17 protein-coding genes are annotated in these 14,670 nt (G+C 62.0%); 3 read left to right on the top strand and 14 right to left on the bottom strand.

Going from position 1 to position 14,670, the window contains the following annotated elements:
• Positions 1 to 372 precede the first annotated feature (372 nt).
• Positions 373 to 1,527, top strand: coding sequence for a transposase (locus PLN84_RS06345; protein WP_348531974.1), 1,155 nt, complete (start codon positions 373 to 375; stop codon positions 1,525 to 1,527).
• A gap of 93 nt (positions 1,528 to 1,620) precedes the next feature.
• Here PLN84_RS06345 and PLN84_RS06340 read toward each other — a convergent pair whose 3' ends face one another.
• The 10 genes from PLN84_RS06340 to PLN84_RS06295 all read right to left on the bottom strand — a co-directional run bounded on the left by PLN84_RS06340 (position 1,621) and on the right by PLN84_RS06295 (position 7,506).
• Entirely contained in the window at positions 1,621 to 1,767 is a 147-nt protein-coding gene (locus PLN84_RS06340; RefSeq protein WP_292383874.1) for a 50S ribosomal protein L40e, read from the bottom strand.
• Positions 1,768 to 1,826: 59 nt separating this feature from the next.
• Positions 1,827 to 2,375: an RdgB/HAM1 family non-canonical purine NTP pyrophosphatase gene (gene rdgB / locus PLN84_RS06335; RefSeq protein ID WP_292383875.1), complete on the bottom strand. Its 549-nt coding sequence runs from the start codon at positions 2,373 to 2,375 to the stop codon at positions 1,827 to 1,829.
• Positions 2,372 to 3,958, bottom strand: coding sequence for a bifunctional N(6)-L-threonylcarbamoyladenine synthase/serine/threonine protein kinase (locus PLN84_RS06330; RefSeq protein WP_292383876.1), 1,587 nt, complete (start codon positions 3,956 to 3,958; stop codon positions 2,372 to 2,374). The genes rdgB and PLN84_RS06330 overlap by 4 nt, the downstream gene beginning before the upstream one ends.
• Before the next feature lie 111 nt (positions 3,959 to 4,069).
• Positions 4,070 to 4,249 (bottom strand): 30S ribosomal protein S27ae, encoded by a 180-nt coding sequence (locus tag PLN84_RS06325; RefSeq protein WP_292383878.1) that lies wholly within the window; start codon positions 4,247 to 4,249, stop codon positions 4,070 to 4,072.
• 3 nt (positions 4,250 to 4,252) lie between these two features.
• Positions 4,253 to 4,546: a 30S ribosomal protein S24e gene (locus tag PLN84_RS06320; protein ID WP_292383881.1), complete on the bottom strand. Its 294-nt coding sequence runs from the start codon at positions 4,544 to 4,546 to the stop codon at positions 4,253 to 4,255.
• 78 nt (positions 4,547 to 4,624) lie between these two features.
• Positions 4,625 to 5,110 carry a GTP-dependent dephospho-CoA kinase family protein gene (locus PLN84_RS06315; protein ID WP_292383883.1) on the bottom strand — a complete coding sequence of 162 codons (486 nt, stop codon included), beginning with the start codon at positions 5,108 to 5,110 and terminating at the stop codon, positions 4,625 to 4,627.
• Entirely contained in the window at positions 5,110 to 5,310 is a 201-nt protein-coding gene (gene spt4 / locus PLN84_RS06310; RefSeq protein WP_292383885.1) for a transcription elongation factor subunit Spt4, read from the bottom strand. Before spt4 ends, PLN84_RS06315 begins: the two co-directional genes overlap by 1 nt.
• 3 nt (positions 5,311 to 5,313) lie before the next feature.
• Entirely contained in the window at positions 5,314 to 5,883 is a 570-nt protein-coding gene (locus tag PLN84_RS06305) for a DNA-directed RNA polymerase (protein WP_292383886.1), read from the bottom strand.
• 10 nt (positions 5,884 to 5,893) lie between these two features.
• Complete coding sequence (locus PLN84_RS06300) at positions 5,894 to 6,274, bottom strand: PIN domain-containing protein (RefSeq protein ID WP_299952471.1); 381 nt, start codon at positions 6,272 to 6,274, stop codon at positions 5,894 to 5,896.
• Entirely contained in the window at positions 6,271 to 7,506 is a 1,236-nt protein-coding gene (locus PLN84_RS06295) for a translation initiation factor IF-2 subunit gamma (RefSeq protein ID WP_292383889.1), read from the bottom strand. Before PLN84_RS06295 ends, PLN84_RS06300 begins: the two co-directional genes overlap by 4 nt.
• 213 nt (positions 7,507 to 7,719) lie before the next feature.
• Between PLN84_RS06295 and nikR the strand changes: the two genes are divergently transcribed.
• Positions 7,720 to 8,142: a nickel-responsive transcriptional regulator NikR gene (gene nikR / locus PLN84_RS06290; protein WP_292384026.1), complete on the top strand. Its 423-nt coding sequence runs from the start codon at positions 7,720 to 7,722 to the stop codon at positions 8,140 to 8,142.
• On the opposite strand, the gene PLN84_RS06285 is transcribed toward nikR, so the two are convergent.
• On the bottom strand, positions 8,139 to 8,429 hold the full coding sequence (locus PLN84_RS06285; protein ID WP_292383891.1) for a DUF2098 domain-containing protein: 291 nt from the start codon (positions 8,427 to 8,429) through the stop codon (positions 8,139 to 8,141). The two genes, nikR and PLN84_RS06285, sit on opposite strands and share 4 nt — an antisense overlap.
• A gap of 55 nt (positions 8,430 to 8,484) precedes the next feature.
• Between PLN84_RS06285 and PLN84_RS06280 the strand changes: the two genes are divergently transcribed.
• A complete protein-coding gene (locus tag PLN84_RS06280; RefSeq protein WP_292383893.1) occupies positions 8,485 to 9,660 on the top strand; it encodes a YcaO-related McrA-glycine thioamidation protein in 1,176 nt (391 codons plus the stop codon).
• 101 nt (positions 9,661 to 9,761) lie between these two features.
• On the opposite strand, the gene PLN84_RS06275 is transcribed toward PLN84_RS06280, so the two are convergent.
• The 3 genes from PLN84_RS06275 to PLN84_RS06265 form a co-directional block, all read right to left on the bottom strand.
• Positions 9,762 to 10,730 (bottom strand): histone deacetylase, encoded by a 969-nt coding sequence (locus tag PLN84_RS06275; RefSeq protein WP_292383895.1) that lies wholly within the window; start codon positions 10,728 to 10,730, stop codon positions 9,762 to 9,764.
• A 6-nt stretch (positions 10,731 to 10,736) separates the two neighbouring features.
• Positions 10,737 to 13,394, bottom strand: coding sequence for an oligosaccharyl transferase, archaeosortase A system-associated (locus tag PLN84_RS06270; RefSeq protein ID WP_292383896.1), 2,658 nt, complete (start codon positions 13,392 to 13,394; stop codon positions 10,737 to 10,739).
• An 84-nt stretch (positions 13,395 to 13,478) separates the two neighbouring features.
• A complete protein-coding gene (locus PLN84_RS06265; RefSeq protein WP_292383897.1) occupies positions 13,479 to 14,621 on the bottom strand; it encodes a glycosyltransferase in 1,143 nt (380 codons plus the stop codon).
• Positions 14,622 to 14,670 lie beyond the last annotated feature (49 nt).

Below are 14,670 nucleotides of genomic sequence, written 5' to 3'. Positions count from 1 at the left end.
GGCAACCACTTCCTGTTGTTGAGGTTGTCCCAAAACACCTTTGCCGGGAGGGGGTGTCCCCCTCCCGGTCCCTCCCCCACGTGGCGATACCCTATGGAAAGCCGTTTCACCATTTTTGCCCTGGATCTGGTTCAGGTGGTAGAAACTTTGGATGCAAGCGCTCCGATCAGGGTGTACCGAAGGTTCATAGATCTTTTTGGGACGACCTCGTTATCCCCGGGTTGTGCCTGACAGAGAATCCGGGGTTCAAGGGGCACAAACAAGCCCCCGGCTTGAGCCGTGGGGAGAAGTGCGCCCCTTGGTCCGTCCACTTTCACCCCGCAGGAGCTACCTTATAGCCGGCTGAATACCCACGGTTATCTGGAGTCTGGAATGCGGCACGTCACCCGGTACCGGATCTACCCCTCGCAGAAGGTGGAGGGACGGCTGTTCACCGGGTTTGCACGATGTACCTTTGTTCGGAACTGGTGCCTTGAAAACCGGGTGTATGTAGATTCCTGTCTCCCCGACCTCAAAGCCGAGTACCCCGAACTGAAAGAGGTCCAGAGCCATGTTCTCCAGAAAGTGATCCACCGGATTGTTGCCAGCCTTCGCGCCCTGAGAGCAATGAAAGCGAAGGGGAGGAAGGTCGGCAAACTCCGAAAGAAGTGGGTTCACTCGATGGAGTATGATTCGACCGGGTTCCGGCTCACGGGCAACCGCCTCCGGCTGAGTAAGATCGGGGAGCTGCGAATCGAGCTCAGCCGCCCGGTACCGGGAAGGATCAAGCAGATCGTGATCAAGCACACCCCGGCCCACAAGTGGTTCGTGGCGATCATCTCCGAAACCCCTGACACCCCGGTACCGACGACCGGCACCCGGACGGTCGGGATCGACCTGAACCTGGAGAACTTCTCCACCGACACCGACGGTAGGGTCTTCCCGCACCCGCATAACGTCAGGAAGGCCGCACAACGGCTCCGCCGGGCCCAGAGAAAACTCTCCCGGGCCGTGGAGGGGAGCCGGAACCGCCGGAAGCAGCGGGTCCGGGTTGCCCGGATCCACGAGCAGGTCGAGAACCGGAGAAACGACTTCCTGCACAAGTGGAGCCGATACTACGTTGATCGCTACGATCTGATCGCTCTGGAACACCTGACCATCAGACCGATGGTCGAATCGCTGGATGCAAAACTTCGCGGCAGATCCCAGTCTATTCTCGATGCCGCGTGGTACAAGGCAAGAGAGTTCATACGCTACAAAGCTGCGAATGCTGGTAAGTATGTGCATCTGATCGAGCCGGCCTACACGACGCAGGACTGTTTCCTCTGCGGGCACCGGGAGAAGAAGGACCTCTGGCAGCGAACCCATGCCTGCCCGATCTGCGGCTACACGGTTCCCCGGGATCTGAACGCCGCACAAAATATCTTGAAACGAGCATCCGTAGGGTGGGGCACACCCGAATCGACGCTTGTGGAGATCAGGACCGCTACACCGCCAATTCCAGCGGTGCAAGTCCCGGTCGACGAAACAAGAATCTCCCGGCTCTAGCCGTGGAGAGTGTCAAAAAAGAGTATATCCGGCTCCCGGCCCGCCGTGACCGGAAGCACCCGGAACGCCATCCGCGCAAGCGCTACAGCTGCGTTACGCCTTCCGTTCCTTGGACTTGGGCCGGAGTTCTTCCGAGCCGCATTTGCGGCAGCGGGTCGCGCGGAGTGCGTTCCGGGCATTGCATTTCATACAGATCTTTACGTTGAGCAGACGTGCTTCAGCTTCGGGAAATCTTGCCATGTTGAAAACACCACTTGTCAGATTGGTACTATGCGTTCTTGGTCCTATTAACAGTTCTGTCAGGATGCGTCTTCCCGCTCGATCCATGTACGGAACGCCTCGAGTGCCCGCGCCCGGTGGGATATCAGGCTCTTCTCGGCGAGCGGCATCTGGGCGAGCGTTTGTCCGCCGTGGGAAAAGATCGGGTCGTAGCCGAACCCGCCCTCTCCCCGGGGAGCGACGATCGTCCCCGGGAGGACTCCCCGGAAGATCCGGATGCCGTCCTCCCGGGCGAACGCGATCGCCGTCTCGAAGTGAGCGCTCCGGTCTTCGACGCCCTCCATGAGTTTCAAGATTCCTGCGTTCCCGATGGTGTCGTGGACGTAAGCGGCGCACGCGCCCGGAAACCCCTTGAGCGCGTCGATGAAGAGACCGGTATCGTCCACGATCAGCGGACGGGCGAGCACCCGGTAGGCGTATTCCGCCTTGCCCCGGGCGATCTCCCCGACGTCGACGTGGCGGAACTCCGGGCACTCGATCGCGACGTGCTCGACCTCCAGCACCCCCGCAAAGGACGCGGCCACTTCCCGCGCCTTGTTGACGTTGCTCGTCACCACGAGAAGCCTCACAGGTAGCGCCCCCGCAGTTCCACCTCATGCTCCCGGGAGAGGACCTCCTCCGCCCCCCCAAATGCCCCGGCATACCCCTCGACGAAGGCCGCCTTCAACTCCTCGAAGTTCTCCGTGGTGCTCTTGAGCGTCTGGAAGAAGACGTGGAGGTCGACCCCCCGTGCCTCAACCTCCGGCGACGTGGACGCAAGCCCGAAGTCGATCAGGACGCACTGACCGTCGCGGACGATCATGTTGCTCGTCGTCAGGTCGCCGTGGACGATCCCCGCGCCGTGCAGCCTCCCGACCGCCTCGCCCGCAAGGCGGATATTCTCCGGCCTCGTGACGTATTTCAGCACCTCGCCTTCGACCCGCTCCATAACGATCGTATCCGCCGTAACATCGCGTATCACCGGGGTGGGGACGCCTGCCCGCCGGGCATGCGCGATCAGGCGGGCCTCGGCCCGGGTCCGCTCCGTGATCAACCGCCGATCAAGCGCCGGGTTCCGGTAGTGTTTGCTGGTACGGTGTTTGATCACCTCAGCCTCCCGGATCTTCACGACCGCCTCCGCGCCCCGGGCGACACCCCCGTCATGCGGCCCGGCGGCAAAGATCTCGCCGGGCTCTTCCTCACGCCAGACGACCTCCACCTCGTCCGCCCGAAAGCCCGGCCGGATCTGCGACTCATCGAGAGTGAGCGTGACCCCGTGCTCCAGCATGACCTTACCCGTGTAGGCGATCATCGCACCGTTGTCGCCGAGGAACGTCCGCTCCGGGACGGCGAACGCCGCTCCCCGGTCCTCGCACATGATCCGGAGCATCTCCTGCAACCGTGCATTCGCCCCGACGCCGCCCACAAGCAGCACCTCGTCCTTCCCGGCATGGGCGAGCGCGCGCTCGGTCACCTCGACGCACATCGCAAACGCCGTCTCTTGCAGCCCGGCGCAGGCATTCTCGAGTTTCGCCGCGCTCTCCTGGGCGGCGCTGACGAGCCCGGAGAAGGCGAGGTCCATCCCCTTCACCGTATAGGGAAGATCGATGTAGTCGCCCTCCCGGGCAAGCTGCTCGATGATCGGGCCGCCCGGGTGCGGGAGGTCGTGACCCCGGGCGAACTTATCGAGCGCGTTCCCCAGGCCGATATCCAGCGTCTCCCCGAATATCCGGTAGCGGCCGTTTAAGTACCCGAGTACCTGCGTATTCGCGCCGCTCGCATACAGGACGATCGGATCGGAGAATCCGGTTGCCCATCGCCCGATCTCGACGTGCGCCACGCAGTGGTTGACGCCGACGAGTGGCACGCCGAGCGCGATCGAGAGCGCCCTCGCGGCGGTTGCCACCGTCCGGAGCGAGGGGCCGAGACCGGGTCCCTGGGAGAAGGCGACCGCCCGGACCCGGTCCGGTTCCGTGAGCACCCGGGAGACGATCTCCTTCATCATCGAGGCGTGATGCTGCGCGGCCTCTCTGGGGTGGATCCCGCCTTTCGGGGGGACATATGGCGCCGAATGGAGGGCGACAAGGTCGTCTCCGAAGAGGGCGGCACTGAGGTTCCACGCGGTCCCTTCAAGCCCCAGCACGAGCCCTTCGTCGGGCGTTCCATCAGGCATAAAACAGGTATCTCTCCGTTATGGTGTGAAAAAGACCGACCGCGGCCGCGACCTGCAGGGGGAGCAGGTGAAGTGCGGCCGGGGCCGTATGTTATATCAGAAGGTGAGGACCTACTTGCGGAACTCGGTGTAGCCGCACTTGCCGCAGGCTGCCCGGTCCTTGTGCTCGGCCATCAGCACGCCGGGGCCGCATCGGGGGCAGTGCCGCTTCTGCAGGACTACCTTGTCGCCCTTGACCTCGTAGCACTCGTGTCTCTTGACCTTGGTCGATTCCTGCTTTTTGGCTGCCATGCTTTATGCCTCGCTCTCAGCCTTCGGCTCGCCGCGCTTGAGCAGGTACTCCCGCTCTGTCGACGTCTTGCTCTCCTCGTCGTCGTAGATCCGGGCACGGCCGAGGAGTTCCATCTTTCCAAACCGGGTCCGTGCAAGGTCCAGCACGAGGAGGTTCTCATTCTTGTTCAGCATCGCAGCGAGCTTCTCCTGAATGCTCTTCCGCGAGGGTGTCGGGCCGTCAAAGGTGAGGGTAAACGAGAGTTCCCTCCGGTTCAACAACTCGTTCCTCAGGTCATGGGTAATTTCGAAGTCCATCGATATCCCTAAAATATTGTTGGCGGATTTATTTATACTCTGGGATGAGAGGCCCCGGGGCGGGTTTCGCCGCACGGCTCACTCACGCACGAAACGGTTCAGCATGGACGCGGCCTCCCGTTTCGCCGGCGCATCGACGATCCGGAGGACGACGCCTTCTCGCGGCTGGCCGTAGAGGACGGCGGCCCCGATCGGGACAGCGAGGACGAGCGGGATGACCGCAAGGTCTTCCTCGCCGTCGACGACGATCACCACGGGAGGATCGCGGACCGCCGTATCGATCGCGTCGACGAGGTCGTCGGTGATCGTGCCCGCGGGGTTCGTTGCCGTCAACTTCCGCGCCTGGAGCAGGGGGGAATGGGTGCAGGGTAAGCGCATCGTGTAACCGTCGATGATGGCAACATCCGGGACGACGCCTGCGGCGAGGAGGTTATGGGTCACCACATCCCCGACGGCGTAGACCGCCCGGCCTTCGAGCCGGGCGAGCAGTTCGTCGATACTCCCATACAGGGTGCCGAACGGTTTTTTAAAGAGATCCCGGTGCGCTTCGGGAAGTCGGAGCATCAACGGACCTTCAGTGCATACCTGCCGGCCATGGTGATGTTCATCTTCTTTGCTATATCCGAATGCTCGGGATCGATGATCACGACGTAGCCTGCCCAATCTTCGCTCAGGTTGGTCGTGCTGCAGACCACACAGGCCTCTCCTTCGACGACCCGGTGGCATTCGCGGCAGACCCTGATCACTTTCTTACGGACGACCATTGGTTATGCCGCTCCTTTTGCCTTCTCGCGTTCGAGTTCCTCTTCCAGCCAGAGCATGGTGCCGAGGCCGGACTGCCGCATGGTGAGGCCGATCTTGCTCTCCCGGGGTTCGCGCTCGTTCAGCGAGAGCGCAACGACCCGGGCCCGGACGCCGTCGCCGACAGCGATATACCGCTTCGAGTCCTGGCAGATCAACCGGCCGTTCTTCTCGTCGTAGTTGATATACTCATCCGATATCTGGCTCACGTGAAGCATGGCATCGATGGGCCCGAGGCTGATGAACGCACCGAAACTCGTCGTCTCCACCACCTCGCCCTCGATCACTTCCTGAAGCGCCAGGCGGAGCACCGCCGCCTCGAACCTGACATCGTAGTAGACGGCACCGTCCCCGGGGATCAGTTCTCCCTCGCCGATCTCGAGGATCTTCGTGACCGCGATGAAGATCCCGATCTCCTTGGTGATGCTGCCTTCCAGTTGCTCCTGCAGTACATTGAGGATGACCTTCTCGAGGTCTTCCCCGAGGCGGTGGGGCGGAACCCGCACCTTGTCCTCCAGCGTCATTTTGTAATACATGTTACCTCACCTATCCCCTCAACAGTTCCAATGTCCTCGTTCTTCGCATCGAAACAACGTCAATCCCCTCACGGAGGAGAGCATTTCTGAGTTCCCGGTCGTTCGTCACCACAACGCACCCCTCCCGACGGGCATACTCGATCATCCGGTCGTCCACACGCTCCGCGGCACTCCCACTCGGCACGACCCTCGAACGCCGGGCCATCGCGAGGCCCACACGGGCCGCCGCCGCATCGCGACCGCGGCCCCGGGCGAGCCCGCGGAGTTCCCCGGTCACCTCTTCAAGCGTGATCGGCTCGAAGTCACCGAAGAGACCCATGAGTTCGTCGTATAGGTCAATCCCAAATTGGGCCGGCATCAAGAGGGCGTTCGTGTCGAGGAGCACCCTCACTCGACTAGAATCCCCATGCCGATCAGCCGCCATCGCCCGCCGACCTGCCTGCTGATGGCAATCCGTGCACCGATCTCCGCGCAGACCGCCCGCTTCAGCTGGACTTCTATCTGGTTCTTCTTCGTGTTCACGATCACCCCGACGGTGACGGCGGTGCCGACCGAGAGCATCAGCGGCTCTTTATGCTTCAAGGGCTCGATGATCTGCTCGCTGTCCGCACCGACCACGCGGTCCATGAGCGTGACGTCGAATTTCAGGCGTTCCCAGACCGGCGGCAGTTTCCCCACGAGCCCGGCCACCTGCCCGGCGAGGGCGTCGCTCTTCGTCAGTGCCGGGTCGAGTTTCGTCCCGACACCGAGGAGGCCTCCGGGCGCTGCCTCGGTCACCTTGATGTGACCGGCGTTAATGGAGGTGATCTTCGTCTCGATCGGTTCCCACTTCGTCCGGTTCTCTACCTGAACCTGTCGGCCGGGCCGGATCTCGATATCGTCTCCCTCATGCAGGATTCCCCGGATGAGCGAGCCGCCGATGACGCCGCCTTTCACGTCCCGCCAGCTGCAGCCGGGTTTGTTGATATCAAACGACCGGGCGACGAGCAGCAACGGGTCGATCTCCGGGTTACGGTCGGGCTCCGGGATGACCGTATCAAGGGTCTGGATCAGGGCAGCGATATTGATTCCTTTCTGCGCGGAGACCGGTATGATGGGCGCGTTCTCGGCGATGGTGCCCTTGATGAACCGCTTGATCTGCTTATAATGCTCAACCGCCTCGGCCTGGGTGACTACGTCGATCTTGTTCTGAACGATGACGATCTTCTTGATGCCGATCAGTTCGAGCGCCATCAGGTGTTCTTTGGTCTGGGGCTGCGGGCAGACCTCGTTTGCAGCGATAACGAGCATCGCCCCGTCCATCAGGGCGGAGCCGGAGAGCATCGTTGCCATCAGTGTCTCGTGGCCGGGGGCGTCGACGAATGAGACCGTCCGGAACGGGACCGCCTTCCCTCCGCATTTCGGGCATTCGGGATGGGGAGAATAGGCCGCCGCACCCTCGCACTCCTCACATTTGTAGAACGTTGTATCCGCGTAGCCAAGGCGGATGGAGATGCCGCGCTTGATCTCCTCGCTGTGCCTGTCCGTCCAGGTACCGGTCAGCGCGCTGACCAGAGTGGTCTTGCCGTGATCGACATGACCCACGAGCCCAATATTGACACCGGGAATGAATGCATCTCGCAAAAGTTTTCGAACCTCCTTATCCTATATAGAGTGACACTACTTATACATAATCGGTCGGGATTGTGTATCTCTTTCATCTCGTCTTTGTAGGACATACTCCGGGTATCCTCCCACCTGCTGTCCTCTCTTCTGGCATACGAAGTATGAAGAATACCCCCTGATCTTAGCGAAAATTTATACCCCATGAAGAGAGATATGGAGACTGATTGCAACATGTCAGGTGATACCGAACTTTCACGTATCGGGATCTCTCTACCTAAGAACCTACTCGATAAGTTCGATGAGATCCTGAGCCTCCGGGGGTACTCCTCCCGTTCCGAAGGGATACGGGATTCGATACGGAGTTACATAACCCATTATCAGTGGATATCCGATGTAAAAGGAGAGCGTCAGGGCGTCATCACCATGGTGTACGACCATGACCAGCGGGGGCTGCTCCAGACGCTCACCGAGATCCAGCACCAGCACGCCCATAACATCCAGGCATCCCTTCACTCGCATGTGACCCCGAACAAGTGCCTCGAGGTGATCCTGATCCGCGGGGATGGCGGGATACTGAAGGATATCACGGAACAGTTGATGGCGCAGAAGGGCGTTGAGGCGGTGAAACTCACCACCATACCGATCGAGAGTTAGCCGCCGCCTTCGCAGCTCCGGTCGGTGCCCTTCTCCCACACCTCTTCGAGCTGGGTTTTGAGTTCCTCATGCTCTTTTACGTAGTCCTCAAGCGAACGCTCTTTTCTCTCCACGTTGCCGGTCGTACGGTCGGCACTGATGAGCTCGTCAACCCGGTAGTAGAGTCCGGTGCTGTCGAGTTCGGCATACTTCCAGCCGTCGATCTCCTCGACCCGCACGACCTTGCCGGTTGTGCCGGTGCGGGGGTACCGGACGACCGCGCCCACTGCTACGTCATCCGCGCTCATACACGGTAGGGTACATCTGCCATACTATTAAGGTATCACCTCCAAGGGATCTTGAATGGCAATCACGATTCACCCGGTAGAGAAGGTGTGCTTCGATGGGACGCACCGTTCCCGGTCTCCTGAGGAGACCCATGCCGCCGTAGAGCCGCTGATGAAGGAGATCGGCGTCGTCGAGATCGTCGACGCGACTCTCCTGGACCGTCTCGGGATCCCCGTATTCATCGCGTTCCGGCCTAAAGCCGCCCGGCTGGGAACCCGCGTCCACGGCGGCATGGGGAGAGAGCCGATCCATGCCAGGGTCTCGGCGATGATGGGGGCGTTAGAGCGGTACAGCGCCGAGTACCGGGGCGACCGGATGGAGTATGCGACCTACGAGGAGATCGGCCCGGGACGGGCGGTGCATCCCGAGGACCTGATCCTCTCGCGGGAACTCGAGCAGGGGGAGATGATCCACTGGACGCCGGTGTGGGATATCCTGAACGAAGAGGAGGTCTACATGCCGAGCAACGCTATCTTCCACCCCTACGATTCGCTCGGCATGGCCGTGCCCCTCTTCCGGAGCGACCCGAACGGGCTTGCGTCGGGAAACGTCATGGAGGAGGCGATCCTCACCGCTCTCTTCGAGGTGATCGAACGGGACGCGCTCAGCCTCGCCGACCAGAACCATGACCCCGGCCGCCGTCTCACCATCGAGAAGGAATGCGCTGCACGCGAGGTCCTCGACCGGTTCAAAGAGAACGGGATCGATATCCACCTCTGGCTGCTCGCCGGGAGGACCGGCATCCCCACGGTCGCTGCCGCCGCGGACGACACCGTCACGAAGGACCCGGCGATGATCGTCATCGGGTCGGGGACGCACACCAGCCCGGAGATTGCAGCGCTCCGCGCCCTGACCGAGGTTGCCCGGCTCCGGGCGAGTTACCTTCATGGCGGCCCGAGCGACCCCCGCCGGGAGATGGTCATCAGGAAGGCGGGATACGACCGGCTGAAACGGATCAACCGGATGTGGTTTGCCGGTGGAGATGCCGTCGATATCGCCGATGTGCCCGACATGAGCACCGACCGGTTCGACCTGGATATCCGGCGGGTGCTCGATGAGGTCGCGCCCTATACGGATCGGGTCTGCGTCTGCGACCTCTCAAGGACCCCGGTGCCGGTGGTGCGGGTCATCGTCCCCGGGTTTGAGATCACCTACATGGACCCTGACCGGAAGCGGTTGGCGCAGGGGTGAGATCCTTCCGATCCGGCCCCGAAGCCCAAAGGGTTTTGGGCCGGTCGCAACTCGAAACCGCTTCGCGTTTTCTCAAGCTCCGGTTCTACGAACCGTCGTATTCAACAGAACCGGACCTTCTTTAAGATCTCCACAACCCTTCTCGTGCTCCCATGCAGGGGCCTCTCCGCGGGGGCCGGACGCTCCCCGGCGAGAGCGCGGAATATCGCGGCGACGGCCTTCCCGAGCGACGGGCCGTATCCGCCCTCGAGCGTCAGCGCGAGCGGGAGGTCGGCACCGTCGATCAGCATCCCGGTGAGCACGCCGTAATCCTCGGGCACCAGGTTCATTCGCCCGTGCTCGTCGTCGGCGAGGCCGTCCTGCCCGGCTGAGACGATCAGGGCGTCGGGCCGGAACCGGACAAGCGCCGGGATGAAGATCTCGTCAAAAACATAGCGGTAGTCGGCGATGGTCGATCCCGCCGCAAGCGGGGCGTTGAGGGTGTAGCCCCGGCCCGCCCCGGTACCTATCTCGTCCACCCACCCGGTCTTCGGGAAACTATTCTCCTCGTGTACCGAGCAATAAAGCACCCGGTCGCTCCCGTAAAATGCCGTCTGGGTGCCGTTGCCGTGGTGCAGGTCCCAGTCGAGAATCGCCACGCGGTCGACCGACTCGAGCGCTTTCGCCGCCGCGACGGCGGCGTTATTGAATATGCAGAACCCCATCGCCCGGTCTGGTTCGGCATGGTGCCCCGGCGGGCGGACCAGGGCGAAGAGGTGTTCGCCGTCGAGTGTCCTTTCCACCGCTGCAAAGGTCGATCCGGCGGCGTATGCCGCCGCTTCGAAGGAATGGCAGGTTACGTAGGTGTTCACGTCAAGAAAACAGGTTCCCCGGGCGATCTCCTGTACCCACCGGATATATTGCGGGAGGTGGACCCGCTCCAGGTCTTCCTCGGTGGCCCGGATCGGGGGGCGCCACTTCACGCTCTCAGGAACCCCGGAGAGGGCCGCCCGTAACCGGGCGGCCGACTCGGGGTGGGCCTCCATATCGTGCCGGGTAAAGATGTCGCTGTAGATGACCGAAGAACGCATCCTCGTTCAGTTAATGATGTGTCCCTGCTGGATATCCTCTTCGGTGACGTCGAAGACCTGGCCGGTGCCTGCGATCCGGTACTGCCCCGTCGCCTTCACGTCGCCTGTCCATCCGGACGTCGCGTACGGGACGATGAACGTGCCGTTCACGCTCTCCTGCCGGTAGGTGAACTCCCGGCCGGCATTCGTCGTGACCGGCACCTCGATGATCCCTTCACCCTTGATTGTGGCCCCGGGAACGTACTCGAATATCTTGACTGCTTTGAGGTCGGGCCCGGTCGCGCCGACGTTTCCGAAGATATTCTGGGGCGTCTCATGGACGAGCCGATAGTGCTGGAGGGCCGGTACCCGCTCGACCGGCTGGAGGATCGCGTCCCCCCGGTACTGGTACCAGTAGTTCAGGAGCGTCGCGTGAGATCCGGCCGGCGCGCCCCTGTTATAGGCGTCCACCGCGGCCGCTCCCTCGGTGACGTTCATCTGCTCGGTACGCGTGATGACGGGAAGCGAGGTGTTCGCTGTCTCCGCGTCACGGTACTCGGCATAGATCACCTGTGACGTCGGATCGGCCATGGACCCATCAAAGTTGTGGAGGCGGGAGACCATCGTCTGGTAGTACTCCTGGTTGTAGAACGGCACCGCCTGGTAACTTGTCGAGCCCGCGCTGGCGGGGAGGAGGAACTGCGGTTCGAAACGGGTGTTCCCCACCTCGGGGTCGGCCCATGTCGCCGGGGCGTGGAATTTAGAGGTATCAAGCATGATATCAGTGACGACGTAGCGAGTGCCGATGGCATCAAGGACCCGGTTTGCAGCCTCCTCGGATGTCGAGACAAAGTACGTGGCAGAACCGTTCGGCCCGGCAACCCCGTGCTGGAAGGGGTTGTTGTTCGGAATCCGCTGCGAGACGAAGGTGATCCAGTGACCGTAGTCCCACCAGGACATGACGCCGTAGGACTCCTCCGGGTAGGTAAAGGTGTTCTGGTCGTGGATGGCGTAGTAATCGACACCGGGGTCGGGGGTGTTTGCGCCCATCCACTCCAGGGCCTCCATCCACTGCGAGTCGATCCCCCCGTATTTGGCGTTGTTCGCCAGGGCAAGGTTCGTCTGGAGAGAAGATCCCACGAAGAGGAGCGTGACGACGACGACCGCGGCGAAGGCTCCTACTTTGATGTAGTCCGGCTGGTCCCTCGAGGAGGTCTTCGACTTCCGGGCATCCGGGGCTCTTGCTCCCTTCTTCCCCTTCCGCGCCGGCTCCCCCTGCTTTTCGCCGGTCCTGGTGGTAGAGGGAGTCGTACTGCTCTCCGTCCCGAGGAGACGGGCAGTGTCCTTCCAGCCCAGGTTCAGAACTGCTCCTACAAAGACCGCGGAGAGCAGGGCGATGTTTGCGGCGAGGTAGTATTCGTACCGGACGTGCGCGGCGGTCGACGCGAGGATGACCGCCGTCCAGATCAGGACAAAGACATGGGCCGGGTTCACCTTCTCGCGGCTCCACCAGAGGAGGGCGGCAACGCCGCCGGCTGCAAGCAGGATGCCCCAGTGGAACGTCATCCAGGCCGCATCGAACGTCCAGGCCCGAGCCTCCTGAACGGTCGTGGTGACCGGCGCTTCGCCGAAGAAGGCGAAGAGGCTTGAGATCAGGAGATTATAGACGTCCGGGAGGGCGACAAAGAGTAACGCAATAGCGGCGATCGCGATTCCGGCGATCGCAGCCGGGAAGTAGTACTTCGGGCGTCCCTTCAGGTAGACCGAGAGCCCGTAGAGCGCGAGCGTCCCTCCGATGAGGACGGCATACGCGACGACGTGCCCGACGGTGTACCGGGAGAGATCGAGGCCGGGATGCGGGAAGCCGAATGCCGCGATCCCGATGATCACCACGGCGAAGGTGACCAGGTTTACGAGGACCAGGTAGTCGCTCGTCTTGTCCTGGAAGAAGTCCAGGAGGAACTGGACCAGGGTGAACCCTGCCACGATGAGCGCGAAGAGGATCATCGTCGGCATGTTGAAGAAGCCGAGGAGGTACGCGATACCGGCGAGCGCCGCCGCCAGCACCGGTGCCTTCAGCGTCTCGACATTCAGGGTGTCGCGGTTCGCGAGGGAGAACGGGCGGTCGCGGGTGGCGAGCAGTGCCGCAACGTAGGCGAGAACAAAGAGCGTCGAGAAGAGCGTCTCCGCGATGTGATGATCGACGAAACCGAAGAGGGAGCGGTAGGCATAATTCCCGCCGATGGCCGCGATGAGGCCCGCCGCGATGATCCCGGTCTTCCAGTCGGTGATCTTCTTTGCCAGCAGATAGGTGACCGGCACCATCGCCGCGGCCATCAACGGCGGGACCCAGGATGCCACCACCATGATCTCGGGCCGTGTCGTTGCGCCGACGAGGACGCAGAGCACGGATATGACCTGGATGAAGAGCGGCCCCCAGTAGACGACGTCACCGTTCGGGTAGAGCGTCATGGGGTCGAACCAGGCGTAGCCGGGGAAGTTCGCGACGGTCTGTTCGACCTGGCGGAGGCTGTACCAGGGATCGTTGCCGAGGAGATTGACACCTTCGGCGGTCACCAGACCTTCTGCAGGGATACCCCGCGTCCAGAGCGTGAGCAGGGTGAACAGGACGATAAAACCAATGATAATATACGGTCGATACTTTTTGAGATCCACGTGAGCCATCGGACCCTCCTTGTTACCAACCTGTTTTCTTTCGAACCATTATAACCTTGGCGTATCCGTGATGCCGGAAAAAAAGAGTAAATTTCAGTGTTTCCCCGTCAGTCGCGTAAAGATCTCCTCAAACGCCTCCATCTTCTTCTTCCAGTCGTGCTCCTCCATTCCGGCAGGTTCTCGCCCCGGAGTGAGCGCCAGTTCGTCGACCTTCTCAATGAACTCCTCCCGATCGCGGTAGACGGAGATCTGGTCGCCGCCCATCCGGAGCATATCGGGAATGGGAGTGGAGAGGATCGGTTTCCCGCACGCCGAGTACTCGAAGTACTTGTTGGGGAGAGCGATATCGACCCAGTGCGGGGGGGAGAGGGGGATGAGGCAGAGGTCCATCGGGGCGATGTAGCCGGGGAGGGCGCGGTAATCGACGGCGCCGGTAAAGTGCACCCGGCCGGCGACCCCGAGCCGGGCCGCGAGAGCCTGTAGTTCGTCCCGGTAGCCGGTGAAGAGTGAGCCGCCGACGATCAGGAGTTCTGCGTTCGCGTGTCGTTTCCGGATCTCCGCGAACGCCCGGATCACATCGTCGAGGGCATACCATCGTTCGACGGCACCGGCAAACCCGAGAACGAAGGCGTCGGGGGAGATCCCGAGGGTGGATCGCATGGTTCCGCCGTCCATGGGGCGGAAGAGGTCGGTGTTGACGCCGTTCGTGATCAGTTCCGCCTCGTAGCCGTAATTATGGAGTTTCCTGACGAGTCCGGGGGAGACCGTCGTGATAACATCGCTGTGGTCCAGGTTGTACCGGGTGATGGCGAGGACGCCTTCCCGCAGCAGCCGCTTCACGGCGGGGTTCGTGTAGTAGGCGGCGGCAGAGTCGGGGAACCAGTCTTTCAGATCGAAGACCACCGGCACATCGAACTTCTTCGCCGCACGGACCATCGCCGTCCCCGCGAGGACATGGGCGCCGACGACGACGTCGATGTCGTGGTCGCGGATAATCTCGCAGATGACCCGGTAGTGGCGGGGTGCGTTTAAGGTGTAGTGGAGGAAGGGGCTCTCGATGGGGAACCGCGTCGCCTCGTGGACGTGAAGAAGGGTCTCGCGCTCCTTTCCCCTGCTGACGTGGAAGTGCGGCACGTGGACCTCGTGCCGTGTCGCAAGCTCCTCGAAGATGTTGTGGTGCCTTGAGGGGATCGGGTGGTGGATGTAGTCCTGGGTGGAGACGAGGAGGATTCTCATTGGTCTTGCACCCTTGCGATCGATTAGAAACAGTTAAAGATGATCCCCC

It is taken from the genome of Methanoculleus sp. (assembly GCF_035363275.1).
Classification (GTDB): Archaea; Halobacteriota; Methanomicrobia; order Methanomicrobiales; family Methanoculleaceae; genus Methanoculleus.
The sequence above is the reverse complement of the archived record's forward strand: the minus strand, read 5'-3'. Positions and strand labels throughout refer to the sequence as shown.